The sequence below is a fragment of the Bradyrhizobium sp. LTSP857 genome, from assembly GCF_000938285.1.
In the GTDB taxonomy this organism is placed as follows: domain Bacteria; phylum Pseudomonadota; class Alphaproteobacteria; order Rhizobiales; family Xanthobacteraceae; genus Bradyrhizobium.
Genome location: NZ_JYMS01000026.1, coordinates 590,213 through 609,957, shown reverse-complemented (window position 1 = coordinate 609,957; position 19,745 = coordinate 590,213). Strand labels below are relative to the sequence as shown.

General features: G+C 63.7%; 18 protein-coding genes and 1 tRNA gene. 9 read left to right on the top strand and 10 right to left on the bottom strand.

The genetic code is table 11. The annotated features are described in order from the left end of the window. Window positions 1-52: 52 nt before the first annotated feature. Together UP06_RS17015 and UP06_RS17010 are read right to left on the bottom strand one after the other, a co-directional pair. The gene (locus UP06_RS17015) at window positions 53-2,860 is read right to left on the bottom strand and encodes a di-heme-cytochrome C peroxidase (RefSeq protein WP_045004025.1); all 2,808 of its coding nucleotides are present in this window, start codon (window positions 2,858-2,860) and stop codon (window positions 53-55) included. Window positions 2,861-3,048: 188 nt separating this feature from the next. Beyond that, window positions 3,049-4,830 carry an adenylate/guanylate cyclase domain-containing protein gene (locus UP06_RS17010; RefSeq protein WP_045004023.1) on the bottom strand — a complete coding sequence of 594 codons (1,782 nt, stop codon included), beginning with the start codon at window positions 4,828-4,830 and terminating at the stop codon, window positions 3,049-3,051. A gap of 229 nt (window positions 4,831-5,059) precedes the next feature. On the opposite strand from UP06_RS17010, the gene UP06_RS17005 reads away from it, so the two are divergent. Beyond that, entirely contained in the window at window positions 5,060-5,692 is a 633-nt protein-coding gene (locus tag UP06_RS17005; RefSeq protein ID WP_045004022.1) for a LysE family translocator, read from the top strand. Window positions 5,693-5,699: 7 nt separating this feature from the next. On the opposite strand, the gene UP06_RS17000 is transcribed toward UP06_RS17005, so the two are convergent. Beyond that, entirely contained in the window at window positions 5,700-6,452 is a 753-nt protein-coding gene (locus UP06_RS17000) for a sulfite exporter TauE/SafE family protein (protein ID WP_045004021.1), read from the bottom strand. A gap of 102 nt (window positions 6,453-6,554) precedes the next feature. On the opposite strand from UP06_RS17000, the gene UP06_RS16995 reads away from it, so the two are divergent. Then, a complete protein-coding gene (locus UP06_RS16995) occupies window positions 6,555-7,445 on the top strand; it encodes a LysR substrate-binding domain-containing protein (protein WP_045004019.1) in 891 nt (296 codons plus the stop codon). Between the two features lie 227 nt (window positions 7,446-7,672). Here the strand turns inward: UP06_RS16995 and UP06_RS16990 are convergent, their stop codons facing one another. From UP06_RS16990 to UP06_RS16980, 3 genes are all read right to left on the bottom strand, one after another. Next, on the bottom strand, window positions 7,673-8,638 hold the full coding sequence (locus tag UP06_RS16990; RefSeq protein WP_045004017.1) for a Bug family tripartite tricarboxylate transporter substrate binding protein: 966 nt from the start codon (window positions 8,636-8,638) through the stop codon (window positions 7,673-7,675). A 17-nt stretch (window positions 8,639-8,655) separates the two neighbouring features. Next, window positions 8,656-9,438 (bottom strand): histidinol-phosphatase, encoded by a 783-nt coding sequence (gene hisN, locus UP06_RS16985; protein WP_045004015.1) that lies wholly within the window; start codon window positions 9,436-9,438, stop codon window positions 8,656-8,658. Between the two features lie 564 nt (window positions 9,439-10,002). Then, a complete protein-coding gene (locus UP06_RS16980; RefSeq protein ID WP_045004013.1) occupies window positions 10,003-10,893 on the bottom strand; it encodes an N-formylglutamate amidohydrolase in 891 nt (296 codons plus the stop codon). Window positions 10,894-11,236: 343 nt separating this feature from the next. Here UP06_RS16980 and cpdR point away from each other — a divergent pair, with 343 nt between their 5' ends. Together cpdR and UP06_RS16970 are read left to right on the top strand one after the other, a co-directional pair. After that, a complete protein-coding gene (cpdR, locus tag UP06_RS16975) occupies window positions 11,237-11,596 on the top strand; it encodes a cell cycle two-component system response regulator CpdR (RefSeq protein ID WP_007597092.1) in 360 nt (119 codons plus the stop codon). Between the two features lie 74 nt (window positions 11,597-11,670). Further along, window positions 11,671-11,745, top strand: a tRNA-Val gene (locus UP06_RS16970). Between the two features lie 232 nt (window positions 11,746-11,977). On the opposite strand, the gene UP06_RS16965 is transcribed toward UP06_RS16970, so the two are convergent. Continuing rightward, complete coding sequence (locus UP06_RS16965) at window positions 11,978-12,553, bottom strand: TetR/AcrR family transcriptional regulator (RefSeq protein WP_045004011.1); 576 nt, start codon at window positions 12,551-12,553, stop codon at window positions 11,978-11,980. Window positions 12,554-12,684: 131 nt separating this feature from the next. Here UP06_RS16965 and UP06_RS16960 point away from each other — a divergent pair, with 131 nt between their 5' ends. Both UP06_RS16960 and UP06_RS16955 read left to right on the top strand, forming a co-directional pair. Beyond that, the gene (locus tag UP06_RS16960; RefSeq protein ID WP_045004009.1) at window positions 12,685-13,668 is read left to right on the top strand and encodes a zinc-dependent alcohol dehydrogenase family protein; all 984 of its coding nucleotides are present in this window, start codon (window positions 12,685-12,687) and stop codon (window positions 13,666-13,668) included. Between the two features lie 111 nt (window positions 13,669-13,779). Then, a complete protein-coding gene (locus UP06_RS16955) occupies window positions 13,780-14,847 on the top strand; it encodes an alkene reductase (protein WP_045004008.1) in 1,068 nt (355 codons plus the stop codon). A 111-nt stretch (window positions 14,848-14,958) separates the two neighbouring features. Here UP06_RS16955 and UP06_RS16950 read toward each other — a convergent pair whose 3' ends face one another. Then, entirely contained in the window at window positions 14,959-15,483 is a 525-nt protein-coding gene (locus UP06_RS16950; protein WP_045004006.1) for a Cif family virulence factor, read from the bottom strand. Between the two features lie 115 nt (window positions 15,484-15,598). Here UP06_RS16950 and UP06_RS16945 point away from each other — a divergent pair, with 115 nt between their 5' ends. After that, window positions 15,599-16,150: a TetR/AcrR family transcriptional regulator gene (locus UP06_RS16945; protein ID WP_045004004.1), complete on the top strand. Its 552-nt coding sequence runs from the start codon at window positions 15,599-15,601 to the stop codon at window positions 16,148-16,150. Here UP06_RS16945 and UP06_RS16940 read toward each other — a convergent pair. After that, entirely contained in the window at window positions 16,142-17,425 is a 1,284-nt protein-coding gene (locus UP06_RS16940; RefSeq protein ID WP_045004003.1) for a heme-binding protein, read from the bottom strand. The two genes, UP06_RS16945 and UP06_RS16940, sit on opposite strands and share 9 nt — an antisense overlap. A 337-nt stretch (window positions 17,426-17,762) precedes the next feature. Here UP06_RS16940 and UP06_RS16935 point away from each other — a divergent pair, with 337 nt between their 5' ends. Beyond that, window positions 17,763-18,236, top strand: coding sequence for an L-2-amino-thiazoline-4-carboxylic acid hydrolase (locus tag UP06_RS16935; RefSeq protein ID WP_045004002.1), 474 nt, complete (start codon window positions 17,763-17,765; stop codon window positions 18,234-18,236). Between the two features lie 14 nt (window positions 18,237-18,250). Further along, window positions 18,251-18,493: a hypothetical protein gene (locus UP06_RS16930; RefSeq protein ID WP_045003999.1), complete on the top strand. Its 243-nt coding sequence runs from the start codon at window positions 18,251-18,253 to the stop codon at window positions 18,491-18,493. A gap of 75 nt (window positions 18,494-18,568) precedes the next feature. Here the strand turns inward: UP06_RS16930 and UP06_RS16925 are convergent, their stop codons facing one another. Beyond that, window positions 18,569-19,660: an enolase C-terminal domain-like protein gene (locus tag UP06_RS16925; RefSeq protein ID WP_045003997.1), complete on the bottom strand. Its 1,092-nt coding sequence runs from the start codon at window positions 19,658-19,660 to the stop codon at window positions 18,569-18,571. Between the last annotated feature and the right edge of the window lie 85 nt (window positions 19,661-19,745).

Below are 19,745 nucleotides of genomic sequence, written 5' to 3'. Positions count from 1 at the left end.
GGCGCGACGGAAGCTTCCTCGCCCCGCTTGAGGGGCAAGGGAAGAAGGCACGCTACAGCGTCTTCAGATATTCGATCAGGTCGTAGCGCTCTTGCTCTTTGAGCACGCGGCCGATGGTGCCGTCCTTGCCGGGGCCCGGCGTGCCATCGAACGAGTGGCCGGCATTGCTGTTGCCGAACATCTCGGTGCCGTCCGACGCTCGCGTCGAGAAGCGCGACTGCCCGGTCTTGCAGCTCTCGCCGTCGACGACCGCGAAGCCGACCTGCTTCGGATCGTAGTCGCGACCACCGCCCATGCAGAACGATTTGGGGCGCTCGGCCGCGGGGCTCAGCATCCAGTACAGCGAGGGCACCGATCCGTTGTGCAGGTAAGGCGCGGTGGCCCAGACGCCGTTGAGCGGGCGCGCGCGATACCAGGGCTGCGGCTCTTTCTCGGGCTCGGGCGGCTGAGGACCGGGATTGGGGCAGTTCTGGCGCTCACCCCACCAGATCTTCTGAACCTTCGGATCGATCTTCGCATCGTCCATCGCTTTGCGGCTGACGATGTCGACGAGCACCATCAGGCCGAGCGAGTACGGCATGTCGGTCGAAGAGATCTCCGGCAGATTGCAGCTCCACCAGGCATTGAGATTCTGCGTGGGATCGAGCTTGAGAAAGCCCGGCACCTGAACCGTCCGTTTCGCCAGCACATTGGCCTGAGCGGGATCGGTCCCCATGCCTTTGACGCTTTTCTGGACCTCGTTCAGAAATTTCTTGTCGCCGATGGGTTCCCAGCGCGACGAAGACCAGATGCTCCTGTCCGGAAATTCCGTGTCGAACACGGGATCGTTGACCGGCCCGAGATGGCATTCGACGCAGATCTCCGCATAGAGCTTGCGGCCGTTCTTGACGCGGTCGCCGTCGATTTTCCAGGCCCCATCGCCGAAGATATCCGACGGCCATTTCGGCGACGTCAGTCCACTGAGCTGCTTTTTCGGATGGGGCGGTGACCCTGCCAGCAACTCCTCGATCCAGTTCAGATTCTTGATATCCATCGACGAGCGGAACAGCGTGTCCTTGGGAGTATTGTCGGACAAATTGAGCAGCGCGGTCACGCCCAGCGCTTCGCCGGCATTGCGGATCAGCGGTTGTTCGATCGAAGCGTCATATTGCGCGAATTTGAGCCAGGGCACGGTCCAGATCGGCGGGAAGCTGACCGGCGCGTCCTTGGCATGCAGATTCTTTTCGAAGCCGCTGAGGCCGCTGAGCGTCATGTCCTGGGCGAAGACCTGATTGCCGATGCGGTTGAGCGCGTCGAGACGGCCGTATCCTTCCTCCGTGTCCTCCTGCGGCTCGTCCCGCTTCGTCTTCTCGTTGAACCTCGTCTTGCCGTCGATGGTTTTCGCGTAGGTTTCCTCCCAGTCTTTCAGGAACGTGCCGATCGTTTGCAGCTTCTGCTTCAGCGCATCGCGATCCGCATCGCTGGCGGAGGGGCCGAGCACACGGTCGGCGAAGCGCGTGAAGCGACCCGGCACGAGGAGCGTGTAGGCGATCGACAGACCGGTCGTGACCTCGAGCTTCCTGAGGTCGGTCATCGCCGGGCCGCCGTCAAAGCGAATGTCGATGCCTTTGTAGTGGATCTGGCCGGTATGGCAGGCGGCGCAGGTCAGGCCGATCCGGTCCTCGCCGAGCTGGCCGGTCGCAGGATCGGGCACGCCGATCATGCGCGCAAAGCCGACGGGCAGGCCGCCGACGTTTTCAGCCTGGGTGCCCCAGTTGACCGGCGGATCCCAAAGCCGAGCCGGCACCGGCTTCGTCTTGTCGTAGACGTTGGCATAGCCGAACCGACGCAGCGTGGCGTCGTCGGTGTTGATCGTCTGCGGACTGGGGATGAAGCCGAAGCGCTGCAGATGGTCGCTGTCATGCAGCATCCCGGGCTTTGCAAAGAAGTGAAGCCGCGGCTGCTCGAGCGCCATGAACCAGCTATAGGGCACCGGGAAGGTCGCGGTGCCCTGGCTGGCATGATGAAACCAGTGCCGGTCCTCCAGCGCCCAGTTTTGCTCAAGCCAGTACGCGGCCCGGGGGTCGACAAGTTTCGGCAATGGCGGGGCGACGAACTGGCCGATGACGCTGGGCAGCATCGGCTGGAATTGATCGGGAAAGCGAAGCGCCACGATGCCGAAGACGAGGAGCGCGGCGACCAATCCGCCGGCGGCGCGCAATATGAGCGAGGGTGGTTTGACCGGTTGGCTGACCATCCGCTGGGTGATCCTGTCAGGGAATTTGCGTTCGTTGAACAATGTCCTCACCTCGGCCACGCTGAGATAGCGGTCATCACCCTGGCCCTTGCCCATGATCTTGAGCAGGACCGGCCATTCGAACTTCATCAGGATCGGGTAGTACCAGCGAGCTTGATTGCCGGCGCGCTTCAGATTGTCGTTCATGAAGGTCTGGATTTGCGAGGCGTTGAGCCCGGTCTCGGTGCCGCCATCGGGATCGGCATAGGTGCTGCCGAAACCGGTGAGCCGCGCGATCTCGTCCTCGTTGACGCGCCCGTCGACGCCGAGGATGCGCGAGCCGGCACCGAGCTTGTCGAGCGGGCCGCCGCGCAGCCTATCGAGCTGCGCGCCCCAGAAAATGCTTTGCAGGAGGTGACAGGCGCCATTGGCGATGAGCGCAACGCCGCGGACCTGGATGCGGGCCGAGACCTTCTTCAGCCCAGTCTCGCCGCTCGCATTTGCGATGGTCTGTGACAGCGTCCGGAGCGGGACGGTGCCGCCGTCGACAAAACCTTCGCCGACGAGGCCGCGCAGGAACGGGCAGGGATTGTTCGGCGAGACCTGGATTGAGGGATCGAAGGGTTTCTTGCGGGAGTCATCCATCGGTCAAAATCCTGAAAGAAACGAATCGCGAAAAGCGGCCACGCCGATCAAGCGCGGAAAGTTTAACAAACAGACAGCGCGGACGCCGAAAGACAATACTACTTCAGCGTGTGACGAAGTGTGGCTGAATTCACTGTGGTGTCAATAAAGGTGGACGTGAGCGCGCGCCTTGTCCTCAGAACTTGCCCTCAGGATTCAGCCGCGCGTTTGACGTCGCTCTGAACCAAAGTGAGCTTGCTGACCGGCACGCCCGCCTTCAGCAGCCCCTCGCGGTAATGCGCGAGGTCCTCAGGCCTCTTCCAGTGAAAATTCCGCAGATGACGGTCGACATTCAGGGTCGGGTAATTGCCCATCAGCACGGAGGTCGCCTCGATTGCCTCGCCGGTCCGTCCCGATTGCGCCAGCGCTGCGGCGCGGATCGCCAAGGCCTGCAAGTGGTTCGGATTGACGTAGAGCTGCTCGCGCGCCCACGACAGGGTGGCGTCATATTGGCCGAGGAGATAATGGCTGAAGGCGTTCAGCGCCGCCCATTGATAGCGCGGGTCGCTGTTGTCGCGCTGCGCGGCCATCGAGAACAGCTCGATCGCCTGCCGGTGCTCGCCGATGACGAAGTGGCAGATGCCGCGCACGCCGCGCGCGCCCATGTCGTAGGGATTGAGCGCGACCGCGCGCTTGGCGGCGTCCATCGCCGCCTCGTAATGCCCCTCCATGGCGTGGGCCCAGGACAGAACTGAGAACGCGAAGGACGAGCGCGGGTCGAGCCGGACGCTGTTTTCGGCGAGGTTCATCGCCTCGGCCCACAATTCGCGCGTTCCCTTGATCCAGCCGAACTGGATGCTCTGGATCTGGATCGTGGCGAGGTAGGCGTGTGCAATCGACAGTTTCGGATCGAGTGCGATCGCCTCCTTGAACAGGACCATGGCGGAATCCAGGTCCTCCTTGGTCTGCCGGTAGTAATGCGAAAGCCCCTTGAGGAAGCGGTCCCAGGCTGTCACGTCGGTGGTGAGGCGCGCGGGTGCGGAGGCCTCCGCGCGGACAATCTCGGTGGCGATGGCGGCGGACAGGCTGGTCGTGATCTCGTCCTGCATCGCGAAGAAGTCGCCGATGTCGCGGTCATAGCGGCCGGTCCAGAGTTGCTCGCCGGTCTCCGGCGCGATCAACTCGGCGGTGACGCGGATCTTGGCTCCGGCACGCCGCACCGAACCCTGGATCAAATAGGTGGCGTCGATCTCGCGCGCGATCAGGCGGGTGCTCGCGTTCTTGCCCTTGAATGCGAAGGTCGAGTTGCGGCTCAGCACACGGTAGAAGGATTGCAGCGACAGTGCGTGGATCAAATCCTCGGTCAGGCCGTCGGAGAAATATTCGTCCTGGGCGTCGCTGAGATTGGCAAAGGGCAGCACGCCGACGATCGCGGTCCGCGACAGGGCCTCCTTCGCCTCGGGCACGCGCGTAGTCGCGCCCTCGGGCGTCCAGGTCCAGATCCCGACCGGATCCTTGATGTTCTTGAAGCGGTGATTGCCGCCATCGACCAGCGGCACAGTGAGATGCTTGCTCGCTTCCTTGTAAGCCTTGGCCGAAATCGCGAACCCGCCCGGGCTCGCCACGGATTCGAGGCGGACGGCAATGTTGACGTCGTCGCCGAACACCTCGTCCTCGTCGGCGATGACGTCACCCATATGGATGCCGAGCCGGAACTGCATGGCGCGGTCGGCGGGCAGGTGGTCGTTGCGCTCCACCATCAGCGTCTGCATCGCGATCGCGGCTTCGGTGGCGCCGACGATAGAGGGGAATTCCAGCAGGAAGCCGTCGCCGGTGTTCTTCACGACGCGGCCGCCGTGATTGAGGATGATGGGGTGGATCGCGCTGCGATGGGCCTTGAAGGCGGCATGGGTGCCGGCCTCGTCACTGCCCATCATCCGCGAATACCCGGCGACATCGGCGCAGACGATGGCGGCCAGACGTCTTTCCATATCCTCGGAGCTCCAAAGGAGCGGAGACCTGCCACCGCGTGGCAGCGGCCCGCGAATCCCGCATTTCAAGAACCCGGCCTTTATAGAGCAGATGAGGCCGAGCGAAAGTATGAACCGCATTGCAAATTCGATGCAAATCCCACGCAATTCCGGCGGTGGACGATTGGGTGCGAACCGATTAAGCCGAATCCCTTCAGGCCGCCCGGCCGGGGCGGCGGGGGCTTCTCATATGCTGGGCATTCACGAGATCTGGCTGTTCATCCTGTCGGGCGTGCTGCTCAACATCACGCCGGGACCTGATACGGTCTATGTCATCGGCCGCAGCATGCAGATGGGCTGGCGCGGCGGGGCTGCTGCGGCATTCGGCATCAGTTGCGGCTGCTTTTTCCACGTCGCGGGAGCGGCCATCGGTCTTTCGGCCCTCCTGATGGCCTCATCCACCGCGTTCTCGATCCTAAAGCTGGTCGGCGCGGCCTATCTGGTCCTCACCGGCCTTCAGATGCTGTGGTCGCGGCCGGCGCTTGTGGCGGTCAAGGACGAGGCGGAGCGGAACTCGCTGCGGCGGGTTTTCCTCCAGGGCGTCTTCACCAACGCGCTCAATCCCAAGGTCGCGCTGTTCTTCCTGGCCTTCCTGCCGCAATTCGTCGCGGTCGATGCGCCCCACAAGCCGCTCGCCTTCCTGACGCTCGGCCTGATCTTCATCTGCACGGGAACGCTGTGGTGCCTGGTGCTGGCGGCGTTCGCCGCGAAAGCCGCCAACCGGTTGCGGCAGTCCGAGGGCGTGATCGCCTGGGTCAACCGGACCCTGGGCTGCCTCTTCATCTATCTCGGCATCCGCGTCGCTATGCTGGAGACGCGGTAACGTTCCCTTACGCGAATTCCTTCAGCAGCGCGCTGCCGGCCAGATAGACGCCGAGCAGGACCATCGCGATCAGGAACCAGCGGCGAAACGCTTCCGCCGGCATCCGCACCCGCACCGACTGGCCGATGAACATGCCGGCAAAGGCCGTGGCCATGGCGACCGCGCCAGGCACGGCATTGGCTGGCGTCAGCAGGCCACCCGCGGTCAAGTTGAAGGCGAGCGCCAGCGTCGCCGTCGTGAAGAACACGCCGAGTGCCTGCACCAGTTCGTCCTTCTCCATGCCGATCGCCTGCATGAATGGCATCGAGGGGATCACCTGCACGCCGGTCGAGGCCGAGATCACGCCGGTGATGACGCCGACCACACCACCGACCCATTTCTCGTTGTTCGGCGCGACGTGGAACTGGAACTTGTTCAGCCCGATCACGGCATAGATGACGAGCAGCACACCCAGCACGACCGTGCCGTAGCGCGCGTAGGGACCGGTCAGCGCACCGGCATTGAGCCAGCATCCGATCACGGTGCCGATCATCAGCGGCCATAGCCGCTTCAGGATGTCGCGCAAATGAGGGCCGACAAAGGTCTGCCAGATGTTGGTGACGATGGCGGGCACGATCACGATGGCGATCGCGCGGCTGGGGGCCATGTTCACCGCGAGCAGGCCCATGGAGACCGTCGGCAGGCCGAGCCCGACCACGCCCTTGACGAATCCGGCGATCAGGAAGACGGCGGCGATAAGAATGAGAAGCGGGTCGATCATCCCTGCACATTGACCGAAGCCGCGCGTCGGCACAATCTGGAGGTTACGGAGAGAGCCTTCGTCCTGGCCGAAGGCTGAGGAGACCTGCCAAGGAGATCTGCCATGCGTTTCGACCTCGTCGATCTCCAGCTTTTCATTGCGGTCGCCGACCAGCGCAGCATCACCCGCGGCGCGGAGCGGTCGCATCTGGCGCTGGCTTCGGCCAGCGCGCGGATCAAGGGGCTCGAGGACGCCTTCGGCGTCGCGCTCTTGAAGCGCGGCCGCCGCGGCGTCGAATTGACCGCGGCCGGCGAGAGCCTGCTCGACCATGCGCGGGTCGTGATCCACCAGGTCGACGCCATGCGCGGCGATCTTGCGGGCTTTGCCAGCGGGGTGCGGGCAAGCGTTTATTTTCTCGCCAATACCTCGGGCCTGTCGGAGCATCTGCCGAAGGCGCTCGCCGGCTTCCTGCGCGAGCATCGCGACGTTGCCGTCGACATCGAGGAACGCGAGAGCACCGACATCGCGGCGGCGATCACCGCGGGTGCCGCCGATCTCGGTTTTGCCGCCGAGCACGCGCTGCCCGACCATATCGAGCGCTTCGTCTTCAGCGAGGATCGCCTGACGCTGGTGACGTCGCGCCGCGGCCCGTTCGCCGGCCGCCGCCAGATCGATTTCCAGGAGGCGGGGGCCTGCGAGTTCGTCGGGCTGACCAGCGCCACCGCGCTTCAAGTCCATATTTCGAAGCACGCCGCGCGGCTCGGCATGCGCCCGCATTTTCGCGCGCGGCTGCGCGACTTCGACGCGATCTGCCAGATGGTCGCCGCCGATGTCGGCGTTGCACTCGTGCCCGAAGCCGCCGCCCGCCGCTGCGCAAAACTGATGCCGCTCGCCATGGTCCGCCTGCGCGACACCTGGGCCAACCGCAAGCTCGTGATCTGCGCAAGGAGTTTCAAGACGTTGCCGCGGCCGGCGAAGATGCTGGTGGAGCATTTGCGCGCGGCGGCGATGTGAGCGTGTTGATGTGAGCCGACGCTGCGGCTGCGCGCACAACTGCGCTCCCTCCCCCCTTGCGGGGGAGGGTGGGGGAGAGGGGTAGCCCAGGAAAAGGTATCTCTGTCGCGAAGAAAGTTTTTTGAGCGATCGATGGAGTCCCCGTGTGGACCCCTCTCCCTAGCCCTCCCCCGCAAGGGGGGAGGGAACGCACCTGCTTCGTGGGGGCGCTGAGCTCAAACGGTTGATTACTTCGCTGTCTCCACCCCAGCGTCCTTGATCACCTTCGCCCATTTCGCGGTCTCATCCGCGATGAAGCTGCGAAAATGCTCCGGACTGTCGCCGATCAGCGTCGCGCCTTGCGCGGCGAGCCTTTCCTTGACCGCCGGATCCGCCATCGCCTTCGTCGCCAGATCATGGAGCGCCGCGACGATCTCCTTCGGCGTGCCCTTCGGCGCCACCATGCCGTACCAGTTCTCGATACGGAGATCAGGAAAGCCCGCCTCCGCCATGGTCGGCACATCCGGCGCAGTCGGGGCGCGCTCGGGTGAGCCGACTGCGATTGGCCGCAAGGCGCCGGCCTTGACCTGTGGCAGCAGCACGGGGAGATCGAGGAACGTCATCTGCACCTGCTGGCCCAGCAGATCGTTCACCGCGGGCGCGGCGCCGCGATAGGGCACGTGCACGATGTCGATCTTGGCCGTCAGCTTGAACAATTCGCCGGCGAGATGCGGCAGGCTGCCGGGGCCGGAGGAGGCGAAGTTCAGCTTGCCGGGCTGCGCCTTGGCCAGCGCAATCAATTCGCCGATGTCCTTGGCCGGCAAATTGGTCGCCACCACCAGCATTTCCGGCACGGTCGCGACCAGCGTCACCGGTGTCAGGTCGGCGAGCGTATCGTAGGCGACCTTCTCCATGCTCGGGCTGATCGCGAGCGCGCCGGCAGAGGAGATCGCGATGGTGTAGCCGTCGGGCGCACTCTTGGCGACCGCATCGGTGCCGAGCACGCCGCCCTGTCCGCCGCGATTGTCGATTAGCACCGGTTGGCCCGACAGTTCCGACATGCGCTGGCCGATCACGCGCGCGATGATGTCGTTGGGCCCGCCGGCCGGGAACGGCACGATCAGCTTGATCGGCTTGGCCGGAAAATTCTGGGCGGAGGCGAAGGTGGGAAACAGCAGCAGGATTGCGAGGAGGAGCTTACGCCAGTTTTTCATGCAGGCCCCTTGGTCGCCTAGCCGTTGAGCAGTTTCAGTGCTTCTTCGTGAACGCGTGCATCACCGGCAGCGATGATACGGCCGCCGCCCTGGGCCGGCTTGCCTTCCCAGGTGGTGACGACGCCGCCGGCGCCGGTCACGATCGGGATCAGGGCTGCAATGTCGTAAGGCTTCAGCTCGGTTTCGACCACGAGATCGACGTGGCCGGCCGCCAGCATGCAATAGGAGTAGCAGTCACCGCCATAGCGCGACAGCCGTGCGCCCTTCTCGATACGGCCGAAAATGGCGCGGTCGCGCTCGTTCATCAGCAGCGGGCTGGTGGTGTAGGTCGTTGCCTCCGCCAGCGAGGCGCAGCGGCGAACCTGGAGCCGGCGCTCGCCGGACGGGCCTTTATAAGTGGCCGAGCCGTTGTCGCCGGAGAAGCGCTCGCCGATGAAGGGTTGGTGCATCATGCCGTAGACCGGCGCGCCCTTGTGCAACAATGCGATCAGCGTGCCCCAGATTGGAAAGCCGCCGATGAAGGATTTTGTGCCGTCGATGGGGTCGAGCACCCAGACATAGTCCGAGTCCTCACGCTCATTGCCGAATTCCTCGCCGACGATGCCGTGCTGGGGGAAGTTGGCCTTGATCAGCCGTCGCATCACCGCCTCTGCGGCGCGGTCGGCTTCCGTGACCGGATCGAAATCCTTGGTCTTGCTCTTGTCGTCGATCGACAGCGAGGTGCGGAAGAACGGCAGAATGGTTTCGCCGGAGGCAGTGGCGAGCCGTCCGATGAAGGCTGAGAAGTCGATCACCGTCACGGTGCATCCTCAAAACGAAAGTCGGGTGAAGCTCGCTTCTGCCTAGCTCAAATCGTCTGAGACGGGCAGCGCTGTGTTGGCTTGCACCCCGGTATTTTGAACGCGAATGCCGGTTGCCTCATCTGAGCCATATGCTGGCCAAATATCGATCATTGAGTTGAATACTTAGTTCCGAACATGCCTCGTTCGTATGCAAACGACTATCAACCCATTGAATTTCCTTATCAAAGAAACTGAATCCGGGTTTCTTTGTAAGCAATTGAGCTATGTGTTTTTGCATGGGAAACCGCTCAAAAGCCCTTGCACTTTGTGCGTCGCGGCCGCATATTGTTGCGGTGCGGTAGCGCTCTGCGTTACCGCTGCCCTCCTTGGGCGTTTCCTCCCTAGACTTGGGCCGCTTCTTCATCAGAAGCGGCCCTTTTTTCTTTGAGCTTTCTTTCAGCCTCCGTCTTCACTTCAGGCGCGTGAAAACGCGAAGCGAAGATTCGGCGCGCGATACGCTTACACTCGCAGCTGTGTCTTATCGTTTCGTTGATCCCTGACGCGACCGCGCTGACGGCGCACTTATTCCGCGGCGGCCTGGAACGGGCCGAGATCGCTGAACGGGATCGTTGTGGCCAGCACGTCAGCGAGCACCGCGAAGTCGGAAGCGATCTGGCCGAAGCGCGGGCCGCGCTCGCGCCGCCGCTCGTCCATGTAGATCGCGCGGTTGAGCTCGAGCTGCACTGCGTGCAGGCCGCTCGCCGGATTGCCGTAATGCTCGGTGATGAAGCCGCCGGCATAGGGCTTGTTGCGGCCGATCGAATAGCCGAGCCCGGTCATGGTCTCCTCGATCCGGTCGGGCAAGAGCGGTGTGCAACTTGTGCCGTAGCGGTCGCCGATCACGAGTTCGGGCCGGCGCGGCTCGTCGCGGGACACGCCGACCGACGGCATCGAGTGGCAGTCGACCAGCACCACGGTGCCGAACATCTGGTGCACCTTGTTGATCAGCCGGCGCAGCGCGCGATGATAGGGCTTGTACAGCGTCTCGATCCGCGCCAGCGCGTCGTCGACCAGGATGCGCTCGCGATAGATCTCCTGGCCGTCGCCGACCACGCGCGGAATGGTGCCGAGGCCGCCGGCGACCCGCATCGAGCGGGTGTTGGCAAAGCTCGGCAGGCGGCCGGTGAACATCCGGGGGTCGAGCTCATAGGGCTCGCGATTGACGTCGACATAGGAGCGGGGAAAGTTGACCCGCACGGTCGGAAAGCCGCGCTCGCTGAGATGGCCGATCAGCTCGTCCATGAAGGAATCTTCGGAGCGCCGCAGCGTCGGCACGTCGATCCGCGACGCGCTCAGGAATTCGTCCGGATAGGTCGAGCCGGAATGGGGCGAGTTGAAGATGATCGGCGCGCGCCATTCGGCGGGCTCTACGATCTCGAAAGCTGGCGACTTGTCGCCGTCAAACCGGGTCATCTTCTCAGGCTTCGTCCCTTCGTGCCGCACGATCCGGCAAGGTCCCGGATCGAAGTGATTCGGCCGGTCGAGCGGCTCTTATGTGTCGTCATTGTCCGGAATCGCAACCATTCTGCCAAGCGAAAAAGCGTGATCGGCGCTGGAACATGTCTTAACCGTGTGGCCATCGAGGCGGGGACGGGCCGGCGCTGGTCGATTGATTCGTGCTGCATTCGGGTTCACAAGGGTCGCGCCGGTCGAGCCAGGGTAAAGATTTTCACCCGAAATTTACCCTCTGTCGGGCTTAGTGACCTCTGCTGCTGATGCCGCCTTGTAATTGTCTTGGGGATTCAACGTTCCTGTCATGCCAAAAATCCTGCTCGCCGAAGACGACAACGACATGCGCCGTTTCCTGGTCAAGGCGCTGGAAAACGCCGGTTTTCAGGTCTCGTCCCACGACAACGGCATGGCCGCCTATCAGCGGCTCCGGGAAGAGCCGTTCGAGATGCTGCTCACCGACATCGTGATGCCGGAGATGGACGGCATCGAGCTCGCCCGCCGGGCCTCGGAACTCGATCCCGACATCAAGATCATGTTCATCACCGGCTTCGCCGCGGTCGCCCTGAACTCGGATTCGGACGCCCCCAAGAACGCCAAGGTGCTGTCCAAACCCGTGCATTTGCGCGAATTGGTCAGCGAAGTGAACAAGATGCTGGCGGCCTGAATCGGCCCCCTTCCGTCCTTGCACCGGCTCCCTTGAGCCGTTATAGGGACCCGACCCGATCTAGACGACATCTAGGGCGCGTAGCTCAGCGGGAGAGCACTACCTTGACATGGTAGGGGTCACAGGTTCGATCCCTGTCGCGCCCACCATCCTTCGCTCGCGATAGCCGAGAGAAGGATGCCGCGCCGAAGCCCAAAGGGCGCAGGCGGGCTTTTCGCCGCGAGCTACGGCTAGGCAAGCCACGACCTTCGCTCGCGATAGCCGAGAGAAGGATGCCGCGCCGAAGCCCAAAAGGCGCAGGCGGGCTGCCGCCGCGAACTTCGGCCAGCCAAGCCATCCCCAACAATCGGTCAACACGAAGCGTGTGCCACCAGCCCATCGCTAGGCGAGCAGGGTCATCACCTGGTCGATCACGGCCTGAACCTGCTTCGCATCGGAACCCTGGTGCGCGAGCGTCATCAATCCCGTGTGCACCACCATGATCGTGTGCGCGGTGAGGTCGGGATCAAAGCCCTTCTTGAACTGAGCCCGGTCGGCACGCAGACGCGCGCGCAGCAGCTCCTCGAGGCGCCTGTTATAGCGCTCGATGCTGTTGCGGACCTTGGTCTGGTCGAGTGAGCCGTCGGTCGCCGAGTTGATCGACAGGCAGCCCCGCAATCCTTTCGCGCCCGAGCAATACGGCACGAAGCCCGTGAGCCATTGCCGGATGACCTCGCGGGCCGGACCGGGCTGGGCCAGCACGCGCTCCGCCCAGCCGAGGATGCCGTCGTGATAGCGATCGAGCACGCGCAGGAACAGCGTGCTCTTGTCGCCGAACGCCGCATAGAGGCTCGGCTTGGCGATGCCGCTCGCCGCTGTGATCTCGTCAAGCGATGCGGCCTGGTAGCCCTTGCGCCAAAACACTTCGCGCGCGACTTCGAGCACGTCGTCGGGATCGAAACTGCGTGGTCTTGCCATACGACCTGTTTATGCACTCTCGCCGCGGATGTTAAGCCCTCAAGGAGATGTGACCGGATCAATCTGCCGTCTTGTTGACGCTCGTTTCATTTAATACTATCGAGTACAGAATGAAACAAGGGAGACGGCGGATGAAGGCGGTTCAAGTCGTGGCGTTTGGAAAGCCTGCTGATGCAGTGAAGCTGAACGACGTGCCCGACGTCAGCGCGCCGGGCCCGGATGAAGTCGTGGTCGCTGTCGAGGCCGCCCCGATCAACGCCACCGATCTCATGATCATGGCGGGACGATACGGATTTCTGCCGCCGCTGCCGGGCACGCTCGGGATCGAGGGTGTCGGCCGCGTGGTCGCGACCGGTGCCAACGTGAAGACCCTGAAGGAAGGCGATCGAACCCTGATACCGATCCTGAATCCGACCTGGACCGAGCGGGTGAAGTTCACCGCGACGTGGCAGCGCCCCTTGTCGCCGCAAGCGGATATCCAGCAACTCGCGATGGTTGGGGTCAATCCGGCGACGGCGTATCTGTTGTTGACCGATATCGTGAAGATCCCGAACGGCGGCTGGGTGATCCAGAATGGCGCCAATTCGGCAACGGGGCGCGCGGTCATCGCGGTTGCGAAATCACTGGGAATCAAGCTGGTCAATGTCGTTCGACGCGAGGACGTCGTGCCGGAACTGCGCGCGCTCGGAGCGGATGTGGTGCTCGTCGATGGTCCCGACCTGCAAAAGCGCGTGGCCAAGGAGACGGGTGGAGCGCCGATCCATCTGGCGCTCGATATGGTCGGCGGCAATTCGACCCTGAACCTGATGAACTGCGTTGCCCCGAAGGGTGTGGTTGTTCTCTACAGCGCAATGAGCGGACAGCCCTTCGCCGGATCGAGCCTCAGCGCGATTTTTTCCGAAGTGTCCGTGCGCGGCTTCTGGCTCGTGCATTGGCACAAGACCGCCAAGGACGCGGCCATGGGTGAAATGTACGATCATTTGACAGCGTTGGTGACGTCAGGCGCGCTCACTGCGCCGGTCGCGGCGGCCTATGGTCTGGAGCAATTCTCCGAGGCGATCACCCAGGCAGCAAGCTTCAAAGGCAAGGTGATCTTTACGCCGAACCGGGCCTGATCGGAGATCGAAAATTCCCATACGCCCTGCGTTTCGAAATCAATTTCTATACCGCATAGTATAGAAATCTGGAACAACATCATCGCGATCCCATCACCGGAGAACTAGTTCATGCCGTCTCTCTTCGACCCGCTTTCCATTGGCGACCTGACGCTTCCGAACCGCGTGATCATGGCGCCACTGACGCGGCTGCGCGCCGATGAAAACAAGGTACCGACCGCGATCATGGCCGACTATTACGCGCAGCGTGCGTCCGCCGGGCTGATCATCTCCGAGGGCGTGCCGGTTTCGCAGCAGGGCGTCGGCTATCGTGGCGTTGCCGGAATCTGGTCCGACGAGCACGTGAACGGTTGGCGAAGCGTGACCAGGGCCGTGAAGGCTGCCGGGGGGCGGATCTTCATGCAGATCTGGCACGTGGGCAGGATTTCCGATCCGGAGTTTCACAATGGACAGGCGCCGGTAGCGCCGAGCCCGCTGGCGGCCAAGGGCAATGTCAGCCTGCTGCGTCCCGAGCGTCCCTTTGTCGTGCCGAGGCCACTGCCGACGGCGGACGTCGCGGCCGTGGTCGGAGATTTCCGCCGGGCCGCGCAGTTTGCCGAAGCGGCCGGGTTCGACGGCGTCGAGCTCCACGGTGCCAATGGTTACCTGCTTGATCAGTTTCTCCAGGATGGATCGAACCAGCGCACGGATCAGTATGGCGGCGCCATCGAGAACAGGGCGCGTCTCATGCTCGAATCCGTCGATGCGGCGATTGATGTCTGGGGACCATCTCGCGTCGCCATGCATCTGGCGCCAAGGGCGGACGTGCACTCGATGGGCGATTCCGACCGGGCGAGCACCTTCGGCTACGTCGCGCGCGAGCTCGGGCGGCGCAGGATCGCATTTCTCTGCGTCCGCGAGCATGTCGCGGCCGACAGCCTCGGTCCCCAGCTCAAGGCGGCGTTCGGCGGCGTCTACATCGCCAATGAAGGTTTTACCGCAACGACGGCGCAGGACGCCCTCGATGCCGGATGGGCCGATGCCGTCGCCTTCGGCAAGGCCTTTATCGCCAATCCCGATCTTCCCGAGCGGCTGCACAGCGGTGCCCCGCTCAATGCCCCGCAACCGGCGACGTTCTATGCGCCCGGGCCCGAGGGCTACACCGATTATCCTGCCCTGCAATTGCAGGGCGTTGGCTAAGGCGCCGTTCTCGATGACACCTGTACGACCCGCACCTCCTGGCGAGATGCGGGCCGTCTGCACCGGCGCTGCCGGCACGAGCGAGGCGAGCGCGGGGGCGGGGAAGCGCCGTTATTTCAGCTCCGTGTTCGCGACCGGCATGATGGACGCGACGTGCCAGCCGCTGGCGTCCTGAACGTAGGTCTGGCTGATCAGAAAAATGTTTTGCTGCGGCGGTTTGCCCGGCAGGCCGCGCGTGAAAACGATGGGGACAAGAACCTGCATGACATCGTTCGAGATCACGGCGACCCGGAATTTCGACATGTCGGGTTCGAGGTGCCAAATACCTTCGTAGTATTCCTTGAACCGGGCAGCGACCGCATCGCGGCCTCGCGTATCGACGTTTCTCGCGAACAGCAGCGTGCTGGGTGAATCCAGCAGCATGGCCTTCACCGCGTCGGCGTCGTGGGCATTCTGCGCGGCGATGAATTTTTCAAAGATGGTTTTGGCCTCAGCGTCATTTGCGGCGGCCTGCGCCGGTCCGCCCGCGCCGATCGTCGCGACCAGGACGAACAGCATTGCAATGGCCGAAAGACTGCGGAGCCGTGCCAATGGCCGTGGTTTGGCCAGGGCCGCCGACGTCATCGAATAGATCATGCTTACCTCGTTGTTTCGGCACCGGTCGCCCGGGCACCACTTAATCATTATCATCATCATGATTATATTCATGATAGATATCATGTAAAATGACGGATCATCACGAGGTGCACAAATGAAAGTGAGCAAAGAACAGGTGGCGGAGCATCGCACGCGGATCATGGTCGCGGCCGCGCGCCTGTTCCGGCAACACGGCTTCGACGACGTCACCGTCGCCGACGTGATGAAGGAAGCCGGTCTGACCCACGGCGCCTTTTATGGGCACTTCCCGTCGAAGGAAGCCCTGATCGCGGAAGCGGTCGGGCACGTGTTGCCGTCGGCCGCCAACAGTCCGGACCCGCGCCGATCGGCGGCGGATTTCGCCGACGGCTATCTCAGCGTCCGGCATCGCAACAACCGCGCCACAGCCTGCCTGTTCTCGAGTCTCGGAACGGAGGCGGCGCGGGGCTCAGCCGAACTTCGGCACCGGATGACGCAGGCCATTCGCTACAGGATCGATCACCTGACGGTGGACGCCGATGGCGACACGCCTCACACCAAACGCCGCGCAGCGATCGCCGCATGGGCGTCGATGGTCGGCGCGATGGTGCTCGCCCGCATCGTCGACGACGAGGAATTGTCGCGAGAGATTCTGTCGGAGACGCGCGCATCCCTGCCGCTACGTTAGCGGCAGCAGATGCTCCGGGATCGGCACTGGCGCCGCCGGCACGAGCGAGGCGACCGAGACGTGCGGCCAGGTCAGGCCGTTGAAATCCAGCATCACTTTCTGCGAATACTGGATCTGCGTCGTCGCCACCCGGACGCGGCCGCCGGCAAACCCCTTGTTGGGCACGAACGGAAGCGTGGCGACGAAGCTCGGAACCAGCGGCACCGTGCCCTTCTGCAATGGCTGGAGAATGATCGGCGGCTCCCCGGACGGGATGCGCGGCACGTCGATGTCGTAGATCACCGTCTCGATCCAGAACACGGCATCCATCTGGAAGGCGTTGGCGTTGGCGCCGTTGCCGCCCGGCGGCGGAGCGGGCACGCCCTGGAGGAACGCGATGTTCGAGGTGCCACCGGCGAAGTTCGGCGCCTGTGGATGCGGTCCCGCTGAAGGCACGGCCGGCAACGGGCCGCCCGACAGCGGTGAGCCGGGCTTGGTCGAGGTCTCGATGATGATGGTATGGCTGATGGTCTGATGCGCGATCTGATTGCGCAGCACCGTGTTGGGGTCGGTGATCATGGCCTGGGTGAGCTTGCCGGAGGCGATCAGCGCCGTGAGATCCTGGGGCAGCCTGCGCGTAGACTTGTTGGCGGCGGTCTGATTCTGGAACGTGAACTTGTTGTTCGGGTTGCCGCCGAGGAATGGCGTGATGTCGACCGCCGCGATGGTCGGCTTGCCGGCGACGGGCGGCAGCGCGGTGCCTTGCGCGGTGATCGTCGTGCCGTGCGGGATCGAGGCCATGCGCGCGACGGTGAACGGCTCGTGCGGGTTGGTGCTGGCGGGCACCGCGAGCCAGATGCCGGGCTCGAAATGAATGCCGACCGGCGTTCCCGTCGTCACGTCGTTGATGGTCTGGAGATACGGCACGCCGTTCAGGAAGGCGTCGGCTTCCGGCCCCGAGCCGCGATTCGGGATCGAGCCGAGATTGTTCGAGAACGACAGTGTCTCATCGGTGAGGTTCAGCTCCAGCACGTTGTCCGCGGGGTCGGTGGTGTTGATCGGACCCGGCATCTGTGTCGGCGTCGTCGTGCTGTCGGGCCGGAAGATCGTGTTGAAGCCCTGTCCGGTGAACGTGCCCGTGAAGGCGGACAACGGCCCGAGCGTGGGCGGCAGCGTGAAAGGCACCGCGGCGGGGACGGCGGCCTGCGCGGCAGCCCTGAATACGATGTCGACCTGGTGGATCGAGAAGTTCGCGGTCTTGGAGAATGCGCTGGTGAGCGGCTTGGGGTCGTCCATGGGGCGGTCCTTTCGATGGCTGCAAGCTCGACTGTCGATGCCGGCGCGGGCGCACGAGGCGGCGTTCGCATCGCTGGGGTCAGCGAGACGCCGGACGGAATTTTTCGAAGCTAATCGCGATCTCTGAGGTCGTCGTCCGCCTCACCCCGAGCGAGAGGACGCATTGCCTAATCCAACTCTGTGTTCGACAATGAATGATCGAAAAATTGGTGCGGGGTCGTCTGCCCCGTTCTCCTGGTTACATCTTGAATATGATACAACCTTAGCGATGCTCCAAATGTGTTCCATTTCACAGGGCACACTGAAAGCGCAGCATCCGGGGACGAGAAGGCCGCCCATGAGCATATCCGTCATCGAACAGGCCAGGATCCAGGCGCAGGTCCTGGTGCCGCTGGTCAAAGCGCTCCAGGCCGAGCTCGGCGAGGGCCGCGCGAATGCGCTGGTGCGCAACACGCTCGGCGATCTCTATCGTCGCTTCGGTGAGGAGTTCTGGAAAGCGAAGAGCGAGGCCAATCTCGGCCAGGCTGTCGCCTCCGCGTTCAAGACCTACGCCCGCGACGACGCGCTCGCTTACGACGTGATCGAGCAGACCGAGGACGCCTTCGCGTTCGACGTGAAGCGATGCGCCTACGCCGAATTCTACCAGTCGCTGGGCGAGCCGGAGCTCGGCTTTCTCCTGGTCTGCACCGCCGATTTTGCAACTGCGGAAGGGTTCGGCCCCGACATCAAGCTCACGCGCACGCAGACCATCATGCAAGGCGCCAATCATTGCGACTTCCGCTACCGGCGCAATAAAGGGGAATCACAGTGAAGGGAATACGGACAATGCGAGCGAGCTGTCTTGCCGTGATGGCGTTGTTGCTGATCGCGTCGCGCGCAGACGCTGCGATCATCGACTGGCAGGCCGAGCTGCAGCGCTGCCGTACGCTGCGCGAGAACATCGCGCCGTTGCTCCAGGCCGGCGAGGGGATATCCTCCGTCGGCCGCTCCAACAGATCCGTGCGTCGCTGTATCTGGATCCAGCGTCTGGCGGTGCGCAAGAAAATCTCCGGCGCGGAGGTGTGGTAGGCATCTCAATCACCGTCACCCCCGCGCAACCGCGTAGCTGTTGCGCGGGGATGACGGGGCTGAGGCCATCTTGGATCACCCGACCAGATATGTCTTCACCGCCGCCTCATCCCATTCAATACCGTTGCCGGGCTCCTCGCCCGGCAGCGCAAAACCGTCCTTGATGGTGAGGCGGCTCGCCAGCACCGCGTCGGCCCAGTCGACATATTCCAGCCAATGCGCGGTCGGCGTCACGCAGAGCAGATGCGCGCTCACCTCCGAGAACAGATGCGTCGACATCTCGATGCCGGCGGCATGCGCCAGTGACGCCGCGCGCATCCAGCCGGTGACGCCGCCGATGCGCTGCACGTCCGGCATCACGAAGTCGCAGGCCTCGGCGGCCAATGCCGATTGCATCGCAAAAGCGCTGTCAAAGTTCTCGCCGATCTGGACCGGCGTGCCCAGCGCATCCGCAATGCGGGCGCAGCCGTCATAATCGTCGTGGCGGATCGGTTCCTCGATCCAGGTCAGCCCCTCGTCGTCGAGCATCTCGCCGCGGCGTATGGCTTCGGTCACCGTCAGCGCCTGATTGTAGTCGCACATCAGCGTCACCTGATCGCCGACGGCTTTCCGCACGGCGCGCACCACGGCGAGATCCTCCCGCGCATCGGGCCGGCCGACGCGGATCTTGGCGGCCTGAAAGCCCTCGGCCAGCAGCTTGTGCGCTTCGTCCACCGCGGCACCCGCCGGCATGATGCCGAGCCCCTTCGAATTGTAGGCCTTGACCGGCTTCGGTGCGCCGCCGAGCAGGCGGGCCAGCGGCAGGCCTTTGCTGCGCGCCAATGCATCCCACGCCGCCATGTCGATGCCGGATTGCGCCAGCCGTTGCAGGCCGGCGAGCCCGAGCAATGTGAAGCGCTGGGTCAGCTTGCGCTCGATCTCGAACGGCAGCAGCTCGTCGCCCGCAAGCAGCTCTGACATCTCCGCGACCATCGCCGTCAGCGGTTTCAGGGCCGAAGGCGTGATCGAGAACAGATAGGCGTGCCCCACGGCGCCCTGATCGGTCTCGCAGTCGATCAGCACCAGCGGTGCCTTCGCAACCGTGCCGGTGGAGGTTTTGAGCGGCAAATTCATCGGCACGATCACGGGGCGCGCGACGAAGCGTTTGATGCGGATGGTCTCGGTCATGGGATCTCCCGGCGGAGCGGATGCAGGTCGGCGCCGATCTTATACATTCGTCATGAAACGAAAAGGCGTCTGCTGCAACCACCAT

Coding starts and splice junctions, on each gene's coding strand:
- cpdR (WP_007597092.1), top strand. CDS start 11,237: ATGCCAAAAATCCTGCTCGCCGAAGACGACAACGACATGCGCCGTTTC.
- UP06_RS16980 (WP_045004013.1), bottom strand. CDS start 10,893: ATGACCCGGTTTGACGGCGACAAGTCGCCAGCTTTCGAGATCGTAGAG.
- UP06_RS17005 (WP_045004022.1), top strand. CDS start 5,060: ATGCTGGGCATTCACGAGATCTGGCTGTTCATCCTGTCGGGCGTGCTG.
- UP06_RS16945 (WP_045004004.1), top strand. CDS start 15,599: ATGAAAGTGAGCAAAGAACAGGTGGCGGAGCATCGCACGCGGATCATG.
- UP06_RS16950 (WP_045004006.1), bottom strand. CDS start 15,483: ATGATCTATTCGATGACGTCGGCGGCCCTGGCCAAACCACGGCCATTG.
- UP06_RS16995 (WP_045004019.1), top strand. CDS start 6,555: ATGCGTTTCGACCTCGTCGATCTCCAGCTTTTCATTGCGGTCGCCGAC.
- UP06_RS17010 (WP_045004023.1), bottom strand. CDS start 4,830: ATGGAAAGACGTCTGGCCGCCATCGTCTGCGCCGATGTCGCCGGGTAT.
- UP06_RS17015 (WP_045004025.1), bottom strand. CDS start 2,860: ATGGATGACTCCCGCAAGAAACCCTTCGATCCCTCAATCCAGGTCTCG.
- UP06_RS16965 (WP_045004011.1), bottom strand. CDS start 12,553: ATGGCAAGACCACGCAGTTTCGATCCCGACGACGTGCTCGAAGTCGCG.
- UP06_RS16960 (WP_045004009.1), top strand. CDS start 12,685: ATGAAGGCGGTTCAAGTCGTGGCGTTTGGAAAGCCTGCTGATGCAGTG.
- UP06_RS16930 (WP_045003999.1), top strand. CDS start 18,251: ATGCGAGCGAGCTGTCTTGCCGTGATGGCGTTGTTGCTGATCGCGTCG.
- UP06_RS16990 (WP_045004017.1), bottom strand. CDS start 8,638: ATGAAAAACTGGCGTAAGCTCCTCCTCGCAATCCTGCTGCTGTTTCCC.
- UP06_RS16955 (WP_045004008.1), top strand. CDS start 13,780: ATGCCGTCTCTCTTCGACCCGCTTTCCATTGGCGACCTGACGCTTCCG.
- UP06_RS16940 (WP_045004003.1), bottom strand. CDS start 17,425: ATGGACGACCCCAAGCCGCTCACCAGCGCATTCTCCAAGACCGCGAAC.
- UP06_RS17000 (WP_045004021.1), bottom strand. CDS start 6,452: ATGATCGACCCGCTTCTCATTCTTATCGCCGCCGTCTTCCTGATCGCC.
- UP06_RS16925 (WP_045003997.1), bottom strand. CDS start 19,660: ATGACCGAGACCATCCGCATCAAACGCTTCGTCGCGCGCCCCGTGATC.
- UP06_RS16935 (WP_045004002.1), top strand. CDS start 17,763: ATGAGCATATCCGTCATCGAACAGGCCAGGATCCAGGCGCAGGTCCTG.